The sequence below is a fragment of the Methylobacterium sp. genome (genome assembly GCF_019745455.1).
Classification (GTDB): Bacteria; Pseudomonadota; Alphaproteobacteria; order Rhizobiales; family Beijerinckiaceae; genus Methylobacterium.
This window is the reverse complement of sequence record NZ_JAIETD010000037.1, coordinates 1-16,333: the sequence shown is the minus strand read 5'-3', so window position 1 is coordinate 16,333 and position 16,333 is coordinate 1. Positions and strand designations below refer to the sequence as shown.

Genomic DNA, 16,333 nt, shown 5'->3' with positions numbered 1-16,333 from the left:
AAATCAGAAACGAGAAATCCGGATAATCTGAGTGACCGTTCGAAGAGAGTAAATAGGTGACCGCGATGGCATTGGAAACAGCCAGAAGCTCTGCTTCGTGCCTCAGACATCCAATCGTTCACAAGCACGTGCAGAACGGGCGCACGGCCAAAGCCATTCGCGCCCCTTACGCTCGATAAGCGCTGATAAGCCTGCGCGCGCGCCTCATAGATCCGCGCATAGGCGACGAAGAAACGGCGTTCGGCAGGTGAGGGCGTGCTGGCCGCGCAATCCCTCAGGACGATGGCGGCGCGAATGTTGGTCAGTGCCTGCTGGAGCATTCCTGTCCTCCGCCTGATGACGAAGAAGATGTATCGGCGTCGAGTGAAAGGAATCTTGAAGATCTCTGAACGGTTCACGCGGCGGAAGGGCGAGGCCACGAGGCGCCGAGCGACGTTGAGCGTAGAGGGAGGCGAGATCCCTCCCTGTAGGGTTGCTCCTCGCACGATAACGGAACACGGCGATGATGCGTCACGGCGAACCCGATCTATCCCTCGTTCGCCTCCCGGAGGTGACGCTCCACGTCGCGGAGGCCGGGCCGAAGGACGGGCCGCTCACCATATTGCTGCACGGCTTTCCCGAGTTCTGGTTCGGATGGCGTCATCAGATCGGCGCCCTCTCCGACGCCGGTCTGCGCGTCGTGGCCCCCGACCAGCGAGGCTACAATCTCAGCGGCAAGCCCCGGGGCATCGCCGCCTACCGCCTCGACCGTGTTGCCGATGACGTTGTCGCCCTCGCTGAGCATTACGGCGCAAAGACCTTCCAGGTGGTCGGGCATGATTGGGGCGGGCTCGTCGGTTGGTGGCTGGCGGCCCGATCGCCCGAACGCGTCAGCCGCCTCGCGATCCTGAACGCTCCGCATCCTGACGTGTTCGCCGCTTTCGCCAGACGGCATCCGGGTCAAGCCCTTCGGAGCTTCTACGTAGCCGCCTTCCAGATCCCGCGGTTGCCGGAGGCAGGGCTGAGAGCGAGGGAGTTCCTGGCTCTGCGCCAAGCGCTACGCCTGACAAGTCGATCCGGAACCTTCGGTGACCTCGAGCTTCGGCGCTACCAGGATGCCTGGGCACAGCCCGGAACCCTGGAAGGGATGCTGAACTGGTACCGAGCCCTGCGCTTCAAGCGAACGTCGCCATCGCCGCCAATCCGCATCCCGACGCTGATCGTATGGGGAAAGAGGGACCCGGCGCTGAGTTCCGATCTCGCGACGGAGAGTCTGAAGCTGTGCGAGCAGGGCAGGATCACGTGGCTGCCCGAGGCGACGCACTGGCTGCACCATGAGGAACCGGCCCGGGTAAACGACGCGCTTGCGGGCTTCCTCGTTCAGGATCCTGCCTCCGTCCACGCCGCCAAGTCGGGGAGGCCGACGCGGTGACGGCCGATGCGCGGAACGAGGCCGTCTTGGTGATCCTGGTCGAGGAGGAGCCAGACCTCCGGGCGGCAATGGCTGCCTTGCTGAGCGATGCCGGGTTCTCCGTGGCTCAGGTCGAGACGACGGACGCCGCCCTGGACCTTCTCTCGACCTCACGACAGATTTCGGGCCTTGTCACCGACGCGCATGTCCCCGGCGAGATCGACGGTTGGGAACTGGCACATGAGGTTCGGCGGCGGTGGCCGGATCTGGCGGTGGTGCTGACCTCGGGGCATTCCGATGCCACGTCCGGGCCGCTGCCCGAGGGCGCGGAATTCGTTCTCAAGCCGGATGTCGTCGCCGACCTGGTTCCGATGCTGCGGCGGCTCATGATTCGAGCGTGACGCCAAGATCGGCTCTATACCGGCCGCCGCCACGCTAAGCCGTCCCGTCGATCTCCTCTTCAGTCGGCAGTTCGCAGCGATTGTGGATGTCGGTGGCGGCGACCGCTCCATGGCCCATGGCGACGACGACCTGATCGAGCCCCCGCACGACGCCGCCGGCCGCATAGAGCCCCGGAACCGTCGTCCGGTTATGGTCGTCGACGATGATCGCGCCGCCGCCGTCGTGACGGGCGCCCAAAGCCCGGGCGAGGTCCGACCGGCAGGTCAGACCGAGGGCGGAGTAGAGAACCTCGAAGCGGTGCTCCTCGCCGGTCATGGTGCGAAGAACCGTGATCCTGCCGTCCTCGACGACGAGGCTGACCACCGGATCATGCACGACCTTGATGCCGTGCTCCGCGATGCCGCGGCGCTCGCCCGCGTCCAGGTCCATTCGCTCGCCGTCGCTCCCTTGGCCGAGTGTAAGCAGGGTGACGTCGCGCGAATAGGTCCGCGCGACGAAGACTGCCTCGCCCAGCCCTCTGTCGCCGTACCCGATCACCGCAATGCGCCGCCCCCGGGCTTCGTAGCCATCGCAGATCGGGCAGTAGCGCACGAGCCCCTGCCTGATGGCGTCTGGCAGATCGGGAAGGTTCGGCTCGACGTCGGCGGCGCCCGTCGCCAGCAGGACGCGGCGGACATGGATCTCGGTCACAGCCTCCTCGGTCTCGATCCGGGCGACGAAGCCGCTAGAGTGCCTCGCCAGATCAGCGACTGTTCCCACCACGACCCTGGTCCCGTAACGTGCGATGTGTTCGCGCTGGCGGTCGAGAATCTCGCGGCCGGAGATGCCGTCGGCGAAGACCGGGATATTGTGGCTCGCCGGGATCCAAGCGGCACGGGACTGCTCCGAATCCACGATCATGAACCGGCGGGCGAAGCGGGCGAGATAGAGAGCGGCCGTCAATCCAGCCGGACCGCCTCCGACGATCAGGCAATCGAGCGGTGTTCCGCTCTGCGGGAGATCCCGCGGTGGGTTCGATCCGACCGCCCTGTCCGAGGCCAGTGGCGTCCTCATGCTGCAGCCCGCCTTATCCGTCGTCCGCATTCAGCAAGACGACTTCGCCAGGTGACGGCTGGTTCCGGAGCCATGCGGCTTCTACGCCCTCCGGGGAACACGGCGCACGGCATCGGGTTCTCGCCACTCGATTGCAGAGACCAACGAGAGACCAACGCCCTTGCCCTCAGCGCCCGCAACATTCCGGTTCCTGGTGGCCGAAAGCGAGCCGCCCGAGGCACGTGAGGAGCGCCGCAAGAGCGTCGGCCGCTCGTCGGGGGAAACCTATCTCGACATCCTGGAGAGGCTCGCTCCGGGGGCTTCGTGTCATCGGATCGGGCCGGCGGACGCCAATGCCAGCCTTCAGGACGGAACATCCCTCGCCGATTACGACGGCGTTTTCCTCACCGGCTCGCCCATGCATCTCTACGAGGAAACGCCGGAGACTCGGCGCATCGTCGCATTCATGCGCGCCGTCTTCGTGTCCGGCACGCCCTCGTTCGGATCCTGTGCCGGGCTGCAGGTAGCCACCGTCGCGGCCGGCGGGAGCGTCCGCCGAATTGCGGGAGGCTACGAGGCCGCTTTCGCCCGACGCATCGTGCCGACCGAGGCTGGGCGCGGCCACCCGCTCCTGGCGGGGCGGCCGGATTCCTACGACGCACCGACGATCCACTCGGACGAGGTCGAGACGCTCCCCGAAGGTGCCGTTCGCCTCGCCGGAAACCGCGTCACCTCGGTGCAGGCCGCCGAGATCCGCTACGGTGGCGGAGTGTTCTGGGGCGTGCAATACCACCCCGAGATCGGGCTCGACGAAGTCGCAGGCGCCCTCCGACGGCAATCGGAGAGCCTTGTCGAGGTCGGGCTGTCGGGAAGCGAGGACGAGGTCGATGCCTACGCCGACCAGATCGAGGCGCTGCATCGCGAACCGGGACGCCGCGACATCGCCTGGCGCCTCGGCCTCGACGGCGAGGTCATCGACGAGACCAGGCGGCTCACGGAATTGCGCAATTTCATCGATCACCTGACCGGGCTCCGTGAGGGGCGGGCAGCCTGATCGAATCCGGATTGCCGAGGCTGTAGGCGCTTGGATCAGGCGAGGGCGGTCAGACGCGCTTGTAAATAACCGTCGATCTTCTTGAGATAGAATTCAAGTTTGCCCGCCCGCGCCTCGGCGTCCTCTGCCCGGGTGTCAGCAAGCTGCGTCGCCATCTCAGCTTCGCGCCGGGCAAGATCGGCCTCACGCAGTTCCAGACTGACCTGTGCGAGTGCGCGTTCGGCATCCTCCGCCCGGCGCTCCCACTGCCGGGCATCCTCCCGTGCCTTGGAGAGTTCGGCCTGTAGCTGCGCCCGCTCACGGTGCGTGAGGCGGATGAGGTCGGACGCCCGTGCCGAGATGTGTTCCGCGCGCGCTCGGAGCTCCTGCATCGACTCTACTGCGTGTTCGACGAGTTGCAGCGTGCGGGCACCGTCGCAATCCTCGGCACGATCAGAAGCGGAGACGACCAGCGCCTTGCTGGAGTGTGTTTCCCGAAGCACCGGAAGACGAATCAGATCGGCCATGTCGTATACGGCAGGAGCCATGTGAAGAGGTTTTCTGACCTGAGGATCAAGGCCTGCTAGGGAGCGGCCTGCGCGCCGTCATCATCACGCCCGGCAGAAGGTGCCTTGCGCCCGAAGCCGGTCACCACGGCGTCGTGAAGCCGTGCCAGCCATTCCTCGGCATCGCTGGCACGCTGCTCGGCAAGCATGGCCCGATTCTCCGCCACGGCGATCTGCGCTTCGAGAAACTTTGCGCGCTCCAGCGCCTGGACGACCGTGCGCTGAAGCTCCGCCTCGAGTTCGCTCGAGCGCTCCTCACTGATGCGGATTGCGGCGGTCGCCTCGTGGATCAGGTCGAGGGCCGAGGACCAGTCCCGTCGTCCCGGCATCGGCACTTCTCCGGAGGATGGTGGCATCCGCAGCGGATCGAGCGCGACGAGCGTCTCCCCCGACGGATGAGAGGAATCCGGTCGGCCTCGCAGAAGTCAGGCGGCAGTCGGGGAAGTCTCTCTGTCACGCACGGCATGATCGGTCATGGTCGGCCCGTCCCTATCCTATCGGTCTCTCGCCGCCTTCCGACGGTTCGGACGTCTCGACCTCGCACGCCCTGCGTTCAGGTCGTCTTCTCTGTCGTCATGAACGGCCTGACGTTGCTGGCCTCGGACATTGGGGTGTCCTGGGTCTCGGCCCGCTGAGCTGCCTCGTCACCGGCGAAGGATCGCGCCGAACGCTTCAACGCGTCATGCTGCTTCTGCAGGGCGACCCGGCTCTCGCGTGCGATGTCCAATGCCCCTTGCGCCATTCTCCGTTCGGACCGCTCGTGCTCGAGCTCCTCGATGAGACGATGCTTGACCGCCTCGAAATCCGCACGCTCGGCCTCCTGTCGATGCACGAACTGGTCGATCCGGTCGGACAGGCTGGCGACGCGGCCATTGGCCTGCTCCAGGGCGGCATCCTTGGCGGCCATCGCCTTCGTCAGCATCTCGCAGCGATGATCGAGCTCGGAGCGCGCACGCTGCATCTCGAGGAAGCGCTCGGTCTGCCGGGCCAAGTCGGATTGCACGCTCTCCAGCCGGCGCTCGAGCGTCACGCGCTCGATCGACGATTCCTTGAGGCCGCGTTCAGCCGCCCGGCCCGCCTCGTCGCGCTCCCGCAGCTGGTTACGGAGCTGCTGAAGCATCTGATCTGTCGTCGCGAGACGGCCGGCCGTCGCCTCGGCCCGCATGGCGAGGCTCGCACGCTCGCTTCGATGGACCGCGATCTCAGCCTCGTACTGCGCCTCGGCCTTCTTGGCGGCGGAGGTCTCGTTGGCCAGTTGCTGTTCGAGCGTCCTGATGGTGGCGCGGGCCGCTTCGGATTGGGCTTCGAATTCCTGAGAGCGGGCATCGAGTTCGGCGAGCCGTGCCGCCTGATCCTCGCTCAGGACCTGCAGGCGCTGATGATCCTGCTCCAGCAGGTTGCGGCTTTCGCGGACATCCTGCAGTTCGCTCTCGGAGCGGGCAAGGGCCTGATCCAGGGACTTGGCCTCGATGCGCAGGGCCTTGCTCTCGCCCTGCAGGGCCCGGGTCTGCTCAGTCTCGGCGAAGAGGCGGCGCTCGAGGTTTTCGGCCGAAAGCGTCTTGTCGCGAAGGGTGAGACGCAACTCCTCGGCGGCCGCATCGCGGTCCTGCAGACTGGTCTCGAGGTGATGAAGCTGGATCGCGGCGGCCGAATAATCGTTCGTGATCGCTGCGAGCCTTCCCGACATCTCGGTGATCTCGCGCCGCATCGTGGCTGCGGCGTTCTGTTCGAGCGAAAGAAGGGTCTCGACCTCGGAAATACGGATCTTCGCTTTCGGCAACTCATCAGTGATTGCGATGATGGGCTCCAAAATCGCCGAGAAGTCGCTTTGTAGCGACTTCAACTCTTCGAGACGATCCGACATCTCCGCAACACGGAAGCGCACGACTTCGTTGCGCTGCCCGATCGCGTCCAGCGAAAAGTCTTTTGACGCATTGAGCGGAACCAAGTTCTTCACGTCGTCGAATTTGCTCAAATTCGACGCCTCGCCAGTCGGAGCCTTGGCAGTATTCGAGGCCGGTTTATCGGCGTTAAACTCGCTCGCGGCGAATTTCTTGAAAGACATCCATGCCATAATCGAAAGCCCATCGCCGCGCAGCTTGCGACACGTCACAATATCATCAAGCTGAAAACCACCTCCGTTTGTCAATATGGCCGCACGACCGATATTCATAATTTCTTAAGGTGTGGTCAGGCGGCCGGGAGGAATCGGCTGCGCTCGCGACGACGGCCGAGATCAGACGACCGATTTTGGACATCAATCGCTTCCGTCCATGAGCATCACGCACGTTGGTCGTGATCCCACCTGAGGTTCGCAGCTCTCGCCCCTCGGATCGACAGGGATGCTCGCGTTCTTCTCAGACAATGTCACAAGCGACGATGCCGGACGGCGCGCGATCGGCCATTTCCGACATCCCCCGTCGCTCGTTCTGACCGATTTCCCATCACCGTCGCGTCAACGGCTGAAGTGCTGTGAGAGGCCAGTCAGTCCGTACTCATCGCAACGGATGAACCGCCCGATGCCTGATGAGTCATCGCGCGAAGCTGACCGGTGCATCGGTGTCCGGATGTCGAAAAATGCCCATCCGGATGCCGTAGATCGCCTCCAGGGTCTCCGCGGTGACGAGATCGTCCGGAGTGCCGCGACGGATGAGGCGTCCGCCGTGGAGGGCGAGAATCTGGTCGCAGAAGCGTGCCGCAAGGTTGATGTCGTGCAGGACCACGACGACCGAGGCGCCGCGCTCGTCGGCCAGCCGCCGCACCAGGGCCAGGACTTCGAGCTGATGGGCGACGTCGAGGGCGGAGATCGGCTCGTCGAGGAGAAGGCAGCCGGCATCCTGCGCCACCAGCATGGCGAGCCAGACCCGCTGGCGCTCGCCGCCCGACAGGCTGTCGACCAGGCGGTCGGCGAAGGCGGCCGTGTCGGTGAGGGCCATCGCCTCGGCGACGATACGCCGGTCGGCGGCACCGACGCGGCCCAGCGCTCCGTGCCAGGGATACCGGCCCATGGCGACGAGTTCCCGCGCCAGCAGGCCAGGCGCCTGAGGCGTCGCCTGCGGCAGGTAGGCAACCGCGCGGGCGAAGGCTCTGTCGCTCCAGAGGTCGAGGGCGCGGCCCTGGAAGGTGATCCGTCCCGCACTCGGGAAGTGCTGGCGCCCCAAGAGCTTGATCAAGGTCGATTTGCCCGAACCATTATGGCCCACGAGGCCGACGACGCCCCGGCCCGGCAGGTCGAGGGTGAGCGGCGCGAGGAGCTGGCGCCCGGCCACCGCGAAGGACACGCCTTCCAGCCGGTACCCGCCCTCCTGCCCGCTTGCGCCGGCCGCGACAGGGGAGGTGGCAGGCTTCGGGATCATCCGTGGTCGTCCGTCTCGGGAGGGGACCGGCTCAGGCAGAGGCGCGGGCGTGGCCGACCTCCGCGGAGAGGCCCAGGAGCGCCTGCGCGATCTCTTGCCCGCGAACCACCAGGATGGAAAGCAGCGTGTCGCTCAGGCCGTGCGTCTCCTCGCTGAAACCCTGCAGGTAGATGGCGGGCTCGAAGCCCGGCCGGGTCCGCAGGCGGTAGTCTCGGTCGACGCCGGTCTCCGCCAGGTAGGGCTGGAGCGCCGGCATCAGGGTGTTGAGCCGGTCGCGGCGGTAGCCGGTGGCCAGGATGACGGCGTCATAGCCGGCCCGGCTGCGCGCGCCCGAGGCCTCGTCCACGAGGTCGAGATGGACCTGGGAACCGGCTTCCGTGGCGGTCTCCACGCAGGTCCGCCGATGCAGCGCGTGCCGGACATCGGCGACGACCTTCTGCTGATAGAGGATCTCGTAAATCCGGGTAAGAAGTTCGCCATCAATGACCGAGTAATTGGTGCCGCGGAACTCCTCGATCAGCGCACTTCGGCCGGATTCAGGCTGGCCGTAGACGAAATCGGTGAAGTCGGGATTGAAGATCTCGTTGACGAAGGGGCTGTCGTCGGCGGGCTTCAGAGCCTGGCCGCGGAAGATCAGATCGACGCTCGCCCCCGGCAGCCGGCTCTTGAGGTCGAGGAACAGCTCGGCGGCGGTCTGGCCGGCACCGATCACGGCGATGCGCGGGGAGGAGCCGGCGAAGGGCAATGCGGCGATGCTCCTCAGGTAGGTGGAGGAATGAAAGACGCGTTGGCTCCCATGCAGATCCGCGAAGGCCTCCGGGATGCGCGGCTCACCGCCGGTGGCGAGCACCACCGCCCGTGTCCGGCGGCGACGCTCGCGCCCGGCGCCGTCCACCGAGCGAACGACGAGGTGGCGCACCGTATCGCCCGCTCGCTCCGGTTCCACCGCCACCACGGCCTCGCCGTAGTCGCATCGGTCGACGAAGTGGGACGCCACCCAGCGCAGGTAATCGTTGAACTCGATCCGGCTCGGATAGAACGACTTTCGGTTGATGTAGTCGGTGAGGCGGCCGTGCACATGCAGGTAGTTGACGAAGCTGAACGGGCTCGTCGGGTCGCGCAGGGTCACGAGATCCTTGAGGAAGGAGATCTGCATGCCGCTGTCGGGCAGCAGCATCCCGCCGTGCCACAGAAACTCGGGCTGGCGCTCCAGGAAGCGTACGCGCACGGGCCGTCCACTCCGGCGGCCTGCCTCGTCGAGGGCGATGGCGAGGGCGAGGTTCGACGGGCCGAAGCCGATCCCGATCACATCCTGGACGGTGCCGTCCGGCCCGGCGCTTCCGGTGGGGTAAGCCTCCGTCTCAGGAGCCGGGCTACGGAAGCCCAGGGCGGTGCCGGAATGATAGCCCTCGGTCATGCGGCGGCTCCCAGATCCCGGCCCTCGGGAGTCGCGTCGTCCCTCACCGCGGGCTGAACCTGCGGCAGGTTCGGAGCCCAGAGGCGCTCGCAGAAGAAGCGCTCGCGCAGGAGCATCACCAGTGCGGCGCGCTTGTGCGGGAAATCGAAGGTCTTGATCCGGGCAAATCCCGAGCGTTCGAGGTTGCGCAGTTGCTGCACGTGGTCGGCGCGGGGCTCGCCGACGATCCGGTCGGTGCGCGGATCGTCGAGGAAGAGGGCATGCATCAGCGAGGGCAGCCAAGCCGAGACGTAGGGCCGGCCGCGGAAGCTTTCCTCCCCAACCAGCACGTGCCAGCCGCGATCGTAGTCGCGCACCTCGTAGAACGGCGCGAGGCGGTTCTCCTTGGCCCAGTACACCTCGAAATAGCCGAAGGGCTCGCCCCCGAAACTGCCGATCAGGGGAAGCATGTGCGGATCGCCGATCAGCCCGGCCAGGTAGGCCTCGTGCCTGGCGCGCGGACCGGCTTCAGCCCAGACCGCGTCGACGCGCGGGTCGTTCATCCAGCGGTGCAGGAGGTCGACGTCGTCGGGACTCGCGGCGCGGAAGGCGACGGGCAGGCCGAGCCAGGGAATGAAACGCTGGTAGAGGAGGCCCGTGGGCTTGGGCGCGCGCATGGGATGGCGGCGCCCTTCGGTCATGACCGGCATGGCGGGGAAATCCCGGCCCTCAGGGTTTGCGAGCCAAGGTTCGGGACGCTGCCAAAGCATGGCGGCTCGGACCGAGAGGGCCTCGCCCTCGCCGACGGCAAGGCCGGTCGCGCGAAGCAGTGGGAGGATGCCGGCGAACCCTGCGGGGTCGAGGCTGATCCGGTCCTGGTCGGGATGCGCGGCTGAGACCGCCTCGAACGCCGCCATCAGAAGAGGAAGCGCCGACCCTGCATCCCCGGTGAGCGGTTCTTCAGGCGCGAGCCGCGGCGCCGCCGAGGCGGACTGCCGGAGGCGCAGGGCGACGCGCTCGCCCGTCACGACGCTGAGCCGGTCGCCGTCCAGGTGGACGACGTGGGGCCGGCCGGCGGCCTCTCCGGCGCGAAAGGGCATCGTCGTTGGCAACATCGGCCTCATCATCCCGCTGACAGGATCCTGCTCGGCAGGCGCGGCCCCGCCCGATGAGGGGGATGAAGCGCCTGTTCCTCACAAGGACGCCGGGACCCGGCAGGGATTTAGGCCGCCGCGCCGATTTTTTTCGCGGCAGCAGGCTAAATTTGCGCCCGCCCGCACCGTCCTGACTCGCAAGACCGCCCTTGCAAGACCGCAGCGTTCCGGGAGCAGGCCCATGGCCATCGACGACAGCGAAGCGACGTTCCTCGTCGTCATCAACGACGAGGCGCAATACTCCATCTGGCCGTCCTTCCGGCCAGTGCCGGACGGATGGGCCGCCACCGGCTTCACGGGCCGCAAGGCCGAGTGCCTCGCCCATGTCGACGAAGTCTGGACCGATATGCGGCCGGCCTCGCTTCGGCGGGCCCTCGACGGCGACGCATCCGTGCCCCGAACCTGAAACTGCCCCGCTCGCAATCTCCGTTCCGCATGTCCTCAGGAAGCCCGATGTCCGACGCTGTCCCGCGCGCCCCGATCACGGTGGCGCCCGCTCGCGACTTCGTCCGCCACCTGCGCGGGCTCGCCGAGGTAAACGGGAGTGTCCCGGCCCTGCGCTTCCTCGACGACCCGGCTCTGGGGGAGATCGAACTCGGCTACGCCGACCTCGATCGTCGCGCCCGCGCCATCGCTTCACGGCTCCAGAGCCATGCCGCGCCGGGCGAGCGCGTCGGCCTCATGCTGGAGACGGGCCTCGACTACGTGGCGGGTTTCTTCGGCTGCCTCTATGCCGGCCTCATCGCGGTTCCGGCCTTCCCGCCCGAGGCGCGCCGAGCGCAGCACCAGGCGCGCCTATCCGCGATCCTGACGGATTCCGAGCCCGCGGTGATCCTCGTTCACAGGGAAGCCGTCGGCATCGTTGGGGCGATGGCGGGCGCCGGAGCGGCTGAAATCATCGGCGTGGAGGACATCGCGAGGGAGGAGGCAGAGGCTTGGCGCGCGACGCTCCCGGAGCCGGAGGCGATCGCCTTCCTGCAATACACCTCCGGCTCCACGGCCTCGCCCAAGGGCGTCGTGGTGAGCCACGCCAATCTGATGGCCAACGAGCGCGCGATCCGCGACGGCTTCGGCTTCCGCTCCGACGACGTGATGGTGAGCTGGCTGCCGCTCTATCACGACATGGGCCTGATCGGCGGGCTGCTGCAGCCGATCCATGCCGGCATTCCGGCGGTTCTGATGTCGCCCAAGCATTTCCTCGGGCGCCCGGCGCGCTGGCCCGAGGCGATCCACCGCCATCGCGGCACGGTGAGCGGCGGACCCGACTTCGCCTTCCGGCTATGCCACGACCGCATCGACGACGACACCCTCGCGCGCCTTGACCTGACCTCATGGCAGATCGCGTTCTCGGGATCCGAGATGGTGCGGGCCTCGACCATGGCGGATTTCGCCGCGCGCTTCGCCCGCGCCGGTTTCGACGCCCGTGCGCTTCGCCCCTGTTACGGCCTCGCGGAGGCGACCCTGTTCGTCTCGGCGGGCCATCGCGGCGAGGGCCTGCGCAGTCTCGACCTCGACCCGGAAATGCTGGCCGCCGGGCGGGTGGAGGAAACGAACGGGGAGGGTGCCAGCCGCCTCGTCGATTGCGGCTTCACCCAAGGCGACCACCCGGTCCGAATCGCGAGCCCGAACGGCTCGGCCCTGCCGGACGGCGGCGTCGGCGAGGTTCTGCTTTCCGGCCCGAGCCTCGCCCAGGGCTACTGGCGTAACCAAGCGGCGAGCGTCGAGGCTTTTCCGGAAATGGAAGGCCGGCGCTGGCTGCGCACGGGCGATCTCGGATTCCTGAAGGCGGGGCGACTCTTTCTGGTGGGACGCGCCAAGGACCTCATCATCCTGCGCGGCCATAACGTCTATCCCCAGGACGTGGAGCGGGTCGTGGAGGCAGGAGTCGACATCCTGCGCCAGGGCCGGATCGCCGCCTTCGGCATGGAGCGCGACGGGCGAGAGGGCATCGGCGTTGCCGTGGAGGTCTCGCGCACGGTGCAGAAGCTGGTGACGCCCGAGGCTCTCGCAGCCCTCGTGGCCGAAGCCGTGGCCGACGCCTTCCTGGAGACAGCCCGCGTCGTCGTGCTCCTCAATCCGGGTGGCCTGCCCCGCACCTCCAGCGGCAAGATCCAGCGCAGCGCCACGCGGCAGGGCTGGGAGGCCGGCAGCCTCGATGCCTACGCGGTGGTCGAAGATGGCCGGCTCGCCGGGGCGCCCGACCGGCTGGTCGCCAGCCTGACATGGACGGAGGAATTGTTGGCCGGGCTGTTCGCCCGCATCCTCGGGCGGACCGGCCAGGACCGGGATAGCCACTTCTTCGCCCAAGGGGGCGATTCCCTCACGGCGATTCGGCTCCTCACGGAGATCCACGCCGAGACGGGTCTGTCTCTGCCCACCGCGTCTTTGTTCGCCCATCCGCGCCTCGGTGCCCTCGCCGAGGCCCTCGACCAGCTTCGTGCGGTCGGTGGCAGCACGGCTCCGATCCGGCGCGCGGACCGGAACGCGGCACTGCCGCTCTCGCCCGGCCAGGACCGACTGTGGTTCGAGGCCGCCTACGAGGACGGCACCGGCCACCACATCGCCGGCGGCCTTCGGCTCGACGGACCCCTGGACCGTCCCGCCCTGGAGGCCGCTCTGACTGCCTTGGTGGCGCGCCACGAGGCCTTCCGCACGCGGCTCCGGCGCCGCCCGGACGGGCGGGCCGAGGCGGTGATCGACCCCGCTGGGTCGGCGGCGATCCTGGCGGATACCGATCTGTCCGGGCTCGAGGGCGATGCACGCGCGGAGGCGTTGGAGGCCCTTACCCTCGCGGAAGCCGAAGCGCCCTTCACCCTGGACGGTGGTCTTCTCGCGCGGTTCCGGCTGGCGCGTTGCGCCCCAGAGGCGCACATCCTCCTCATGACGATGCACCACATCGTCTCGGACGGCTGGTCGATGCGGGTGATCCTGCGCGAGTGGCCGGCGCTCTATGCGGCCGCCCGAATGGGGCGGACGGGCGCACTTCCCGACCTGCCGATCCAGCCCGCCGACGTGGCGGCCTGGCAGCGCGACCCGTGCTGGCAAGCCGCGCGGGACGAGGACCTCGCCTGGTGGCGGGCGCGCCTCGACGGCCCGGAGCCGGATCTCGTCTTGAGCGGCAGGCCCCGATCGGCCGAGCGCGCCACGCACGGCCGCCTCGCATTCCCGATCGAGGCAGCCTTGAGCGGACGCGTCGCAGACCTCGCCCGCGCGACCGGCGCCTCGCCCTTTGCAGTCTTGTTCGCCGCCTTCGCCCTGTTCCTGAACCGCTACTACGGCGCGCGTGAGCTGCGTCTCGCCCTTCCGGTCGCCGGGCGCCAGCGCCCGGAGACGGAGGGGCTGGTGGGCCTCTTCGTCAACACCCTCGTGATCCCTGTGGAGATCGATCCGGCGGCCGGCGGGCGCGACCTCCTCGGGCGGATCTGGTCGATCCTGACGGAGGCACAAGCCCATGCCGAGCTGCCGTTCGGGCATTTGGTGGAGGCGCTGCAGCCGCGGCGCATCCCCGGCCGGGCGCCCCTGGCGCAGGTCATGATCAGCCAGCAGCCCGCCGGACTCGGCGACCATGGCGAGGCCGGCGGCCTCGCCCTCACGGCCTTCGGGCGGGACACCGGCACTCCCGCCTACGACCTCGTGCTGGAGGTGGCCGAGGGCACAAGCGGCATCGTCTGCACCTTCGGCTATGCGCGCGACCTGTTCTTGTCCGACACGGCGGCGCGGTTTCGCGACGGGTTCCTGGCCCTGCTCGGGGCGATGACGCAGGCGCCCGCGCGGCGGGTGGACCTGCTGCCGCTGGTGACGGAGGAGACCCGGCGCGCCCTCTCTGCACCCCATCCCGGTCCGCTGCCGCTCGCCGACGCCCTCCTGCCCGACCTCATCGCACAGGCCGCCAGGATCCGGCCCGATGCCCCCGCCGTGATCTGCGGCGAGACCACCACCGCCTTCGCCGAGATCGACGCACATGCCAACCGCCTCGCCCACCTGCTGAGCCGCCACGGCGTGCGCGCCGAGACCATCGTCGCCCTCGCCCTGCCGCGCTCGAGCACCCAGATCGCCGCCTTCCTCGCCATCCTGCGCGCGGGCGGCGCCTTCCTGCCCCTCGATCCCAGCCTGCCCCCCGCCCGCATCGCTGCCCTCCTGGCCGATGCCCGGCCCCGCCTCGTCCTGGGCAATGCCGACACGCTCGCCCGTTTGTCGTCGGCTCTGGGCCTCCTTGCTGGAGCGGACCTGTCCAGGCTCCTCGACCTCGACACCCTCGACCTTGCCGCCGAGCCCACCAGCCCGCCGGACGTGACCCTGCACCCGGACCAGCTCGCCTACCTGATCCACACCTCCGGCTCCACCGGACGGCCCAAGGCCGTCGCCGTCGCCCACGGGCCGCTCGCCGCCCATCTCCGCGCCACCGGCGCCCTCTACGGGACCGGACCGGAGACCCGCGAACTCCACGTCCTGTCCATGAGCTTCGACGGCGCCCACGAGCGCTGGATGGTGCCGCTCGCCTTCGGCGGATGCGTCGTCCTCAAGCCCGACAAACTCTGGACCCCGCGCGAGGCGCTTGCCGCCATGGAGCGGTACGCCGTCACCCATGCGGGCTTTCCCACCGCCTACATGCATGCCCTGGCGCTGGAGGCCGCCTCCGGACCCGCCCCCAGCCCGCGCTCCTACGCCTTCGGCGGCGAGGCGCTCTCGCGCGAGAGCTTCGCCCTCATCGCCAGGGCCTTGCGCCCGCGCTTCCTCATCAACGGCTACGGACCCACCGAGACCGTGATCTCCCCGCTCGCCTGGAAGACCGGTCCGCAGGCCAGCGTCGAGGGCGCCTACGCGCCGATCGGCCGGGCGGTCGGACCGAGGCGCGCCCTCGTCCTCGACGCGGCCCTCGAGCCGGTGCCGGCGGGGGTGACGGGCGAGCTGTACCTTGGCGGGGCGTGCCTCGCGCGGGGCTATCGTGGAGTGTTGATTTCCGTTGAGAGTTGACCCGGCGGAGCCCGAAGTTTCCATCGAGAAGTGACCCGTGTCTGAACCCACCCCTGGCTTTTTGGTCGGGGGGTCATGGAGTGATCGACATGGCGTTATTGAGTGTCATTCGGCGCTGGGCGTTCCGAGAAGGGATGCCGATCCGGGAGATTTCGCGACGTACAGGATTGTCGCGCAACACGATCCGCAAGTACCTGCGGTCGGATGAGAAGGAGCCGCTCTACCGAGTGCCGGAGCGGCCCAGCAAGTTGGACCCGTTCGCCGCGAAGCTGTCGGGCTGGCTGAAGACGGAGGCGAGTAGGTCACGCAAGCAGCGGCGCACGGCGCGGCAGATGCACACCGATCTAGCCTGTCTTATTCACGAGGGCAGTGGATCTGTGGTGGCGAGCGTAGCGTAAGGCATTGATAGGGCTTAGGGATTGGGTGCTGACACCAACCTTTTTCACCTGATCGAGCCCGCCATGCCCGCCATGTCCGATCCTACGGTGCTCCCGTTCGCGTTTCCATCCGTGAGAGCCAAGAAGCTCACAGCTGCCTTCGATGGCGGACGCCTGTCCTCGGACGGCGGTGTCCTGCTGCTGGCCCAGGCCGCCCGACGGTTGGGCATCGCCGAGAAGCTCGCTGCGGTGATCCCGGACCGGCGCGATCCGAGCCGGATCGTGCATCCGCTTCCCGAGATCCTTCTGGCGCGCATCCTGGCCATCGCCTGCGGTTACGAGGACGCCGACGACCTCGACCACCTGCGCGCCGATCCTGCGTTCAAGCTCGGGTCGTGTCCGTCAATGAGGTGGAAATTCGGGGTGGAGTTGGAGCGGCCATCGGTCAGGCGGCCTGAGGTGGAATTGCTGTGAGGGTGTCGTCGAGCAGGCTCGGGGTGAAGCCAGCCATGCCCTCGATCTGCATGTAGCGGTGCTGGAGCTGCCATTCGTCGTTGGCCTCCAACAGCACGGCTCCGATTCGCGGTTTATTCCTGGGCCGGTGCGCTGACGCTCAGCCTCGTCTGGTCCAGGGTCGAGATCTATTTCCTGGA

The 16,333-nt window shown here is 67.9% G+C and carries 13 protein-coding genes and 3 pseudogenes; 7 read left to right on the top strand and 9 right to left on the bottom strand.

The genetic code is table 11. From position 1 onward, the window contains the following. Window positions 1-320: hypothetical protein (locus K2Y56_RS08845; protein ID WP_292507005.1), on the bottom strand; the 320-nt coding region annotated here is incomplete at its 3' end. A gap of 185 nt (window positions 321-505) precedes the next feature. On the opposite strand from K2Y56_RS08845, the gene K2Y56_RS08840 reads away from it, so the two are divergent. Both K2Y56_RS08840 and K2Y56_RS08835 read left to right on the top strand, forming a co-directional pair. Next, entirely contained in the window at window positions 506-1,411 is a 906-nt protein-coding gene (locus K2Y56_RS08840; protein ID WP_292507006.1) for an alpha/beta hydrolase, read from the top strand. Then, window positions 1,408-1,791, top strand: a complete 384-nt coding sequence (locus tag K2Y56_RS08835) for a response regulator (RefSeq protein ID WP_292507004.1) — start codon at window positions 1,408-1,410, stop codon at window positions 1,789-1,791. The genes K2Y56_RS08840 and K2Y56_RS08835 overlap by 4 nt, the downstream gene beginning before the upstream one ends. A gap of 34 nt (window positions 1,792-1,825) precedes the next feature. On the opposite strand, the gene K2Y56_RS08830 is transcribed toward K2Y56_RS08835, so the two are convergent. Then, window positions 1,826-2,845 carry an NAD(P)/FAD-dependent oxidoreductase gene (locus K2Y56_RS08830; RefSeq protein ID WP_292507003.1) on the bottom strand — a complete coding sequence of 340 codons (1,020 nt, stop codon included), beginning with the start codon at window positions 2,843-2,845 and terminating at the stop codon, window positions 1,826-1,828. A 160-nt stretch (window positions 2,846-3,005) separates the two neighbouring features. On the opposite strand from K2Y56_RS08830, the gene K2Y56_RS08825 reads away from it, so the two are divergent. Next, window positions 3,006-3,878 (top strand): type 1 glutamine amidotransferase, encoded by an 873-nt coding sequence (locus K2Y56_RS08825; RefSeq protein WP_292507002.1) that lies wholly within the window; start codon window positions 3,006-3,008, stop codon window positions 3,876-3,878. A gap of 35 nt (window positions 3,879-3,913) precedes the next feature. Here the strand turns inward: K2Y56_RS08825 and K2Y56_RS08820 are convergent, their stop codons facing one another. The 6 genes from K2Y56_RS08820 to K2Y56_RS08795 all read right to left on the bottom strand — a co-directional run bounded on the left by K2Y56_RS08820 (window position 3,914) and on the right by K2Y56_RS08795 (window position 10,290). Further along, window positions 3,914-4,384 (bottom strand): hypothetical protein, encoded by a 471-nt coding sequence (locus tag K2Y56_RS08820; protein WP_292507001.1) that lies wholly within the window; start codon window positions 4,382-4,384, stop codon window positions 3,914-3,916. A gap of 56 nt (window positions 4,385-4,440) precedes the next feature. Next, the gene (locus K2Y56_RS08815) at window positions 4,441-4,752 is read right to left on the bottom strand and encodes a hypothetical protein (RefSeq protein ID WP_292507000.1); all 312 of its coding nucleotides are present in this window, start codon (window positions 4,750-4,752) and stop codon (window positions 4,441-4,443) included. Window positions 4,753-4,976: 224 nt separating this feature from the next. Next, window positions 4,977-6,488 (bottom strand): chromosome partitioning protein ParA, encoded by a 1,512-nt coding sequence (locus K2Y56_RS08810; protein WP_292506999.1) that lies wholly within the window; start codon window positions 6,486-6,488, stop codon window positions 4,977-4,979. A gap of 466 nt (window positions 6,489-6,954) precedes the next feature. Continuing rightward, on the bottom strand, window positions 6,955-7,779 hold the full coding sequence (locus tag K2Y56_RS08805; RefSeq protein ID WP_292506998.1) for an ATP-binding cassette domain-containing protein: 825 nt from the start codon (window positions 7,777-7,779) through the stop codon (window positions 6,955-6,957). A 31-nt stretch (window positions 7,780-7,810) separates the two neighbouring features. After that, window positions 7,811-9,196, bottom strand: coding sequence for a lysine N(6)-hydroxylase/L-ornithine N(5)-oxygenase family protein (locus K2Y56_RS08800; RefSeq protein ID WP_292506997.1), 1,386 nt, complete (start codon window positions 9,194-9,196; stop codon window positions 7,811-7,813). After that, window positions 9,193-10,290: a GNAT family N-acetyltransferase gene (locus K2Y56_RS08795; RefSeq protein ID WP_292506996.1), complete on the bottom strand. Its 1,098-nt coding sequence runs from the start codon at window positions 10,288-10,290 to the stop codon at window positions 9,193-9,195. Before K2Y56_RS08795 ends, K2Y56_RS08800 begins: the two co-directional genes overlap by 4 nt. Window positions 10,291-10,510: 220 nt before the next feature. Between K2Y56_RS08795 and K2Y56_RS08790 the strand changes: the two genes are divergently transcribed. The 4 genes and pseudogenes from K2Y56_RS08790 to K2Y56_RS08775 form a co-directional block, all read left to right on the top strand. Beyond that, entirely contained in the window at window positions 10,511-10,735 is a 225-nt protein-coding gene (locus K2Y56_RS08790) for an MbtH family protein (protein ID WP_292506995.1), read from the top strand. Between the two features lie 47 nt (window positions 10,736-10,782). Beyond that, a complete protein-coding gene (locus K2Y56_RS08785; RefSeq protein WP_292506994.1) occupies window positions 10,783-15,303 on the top strand; it encodes an AMP-binding protein in 4,521 nt (1,506 codons plus the stop codon). An 89-nt stretch (window positions 15,304-15,392) separates the two neighbouring features. After that, window positions 15,393-15,698 (top strand): annotated as a pseudogene (locus tag K2Y56_RS08780) (IS21 family transposase); the annotation flags it as partial. 75 nt (window positions 15,699-15,773) lie between these two features. Beyond that, window positions 15,774-16,070 (top strand): annotated as a pseudogene (locus tag K2Y56_RS08775) (transposase); the annotation flags it as partial. Between the two features lie 55 nt (window positions 16,071-16,125). Here the strand turns inward: K2Y56_RS08775 and K2Y56_RS08770 are convergent. Continuing rightward, window positions 16,126-16,260, bottom strand: a pseudogene (locus K2Y56_RS08770) (IS256 family transposase); the annotation flags it as partial. Window positions 16,261-16,333: the final 73 nt, after the last annotated feature.

What these genes read in the sequence shown, in the direction of transcription:
- K2Y56_RS08840 (WP_292507006.1), top strand. Translation starts at nt 506, where the DNA reads ATGCGTCACGGCGAACCCGATCTATCCCTCGTTCGCCTCCCGGAGGTG.
- K2Y56_RS08830 (WP_292507003.1), bottom strand. Translation starts at nt 2,845, where the DNA reads ATGAGGACGCCACTGGCCTCGGACAGGGCGGTCGGATCGAACCCACCG.
- K2Y56_RS08820 (WP_292507001.1), bottom strand. Translation starts at nt 4,384, where the DNA reads ATGGCCGATCTGATTCGTCTTCCGGTGCTTCGGGAAACACACTCCAGC.
- K2Y56_RS08815 (WP_292507000.1), bottom strand. Translation starts at nt 4,752, where the DNA reads ATGCCGGGACGACGGGACTGGTCCTCGGCCCTCGACCTGATCCACGAG.
- K2Y56_RS08810 (WP_292506999.1), bottom strand. Translation starts at nt 6,488, where the DNA reads ATGTCTTTCAAGAAATTCGCCGCGAGCGAGTTTAACGCCGATAAACCG.
- K2Y56_RS08805 (WP_292506998.1), bottom strand. Translation starts at nt 7,779, where the DNA reads ATGATCCCGAAGCCTGCCACCTCCCCTGTCGCGGCCGGCGCAAGCGGG.
- K2Y56_RS08800 (WP_292506997.1), bottom strand. Translation starts at nt 9,196, where the DNA reads ATGACCGAGGGCTATCATTCCGGCACCGCCCTGGGCTTCCGTAGCCCG.
- K2Y56_RS08795 (WP_292506996.1), bottom strand. Translation starts at nt 10,290, where the DNA reads ATGTTGCCAACGACGATGCCCTTTCGCGCCGGAGAGGCCGCCGGCCGG.
- K2Y56_RS08790 (WP_292506995.1), top strand. Translation starts at nt 10,511, where the DNA reads ATGGCCATCGACGACAGCGAAGCGACGTTCCTCGTCGTCATCAACGAC.
- K2Y56_RS08785 (WP_292506994.1), top strand. Translation starts at nt 10,783, where the DNA reads ATGTCCGACGCTGTCCCGCGCGCCCCGATCACGGTGGCGCCCGCTCGC.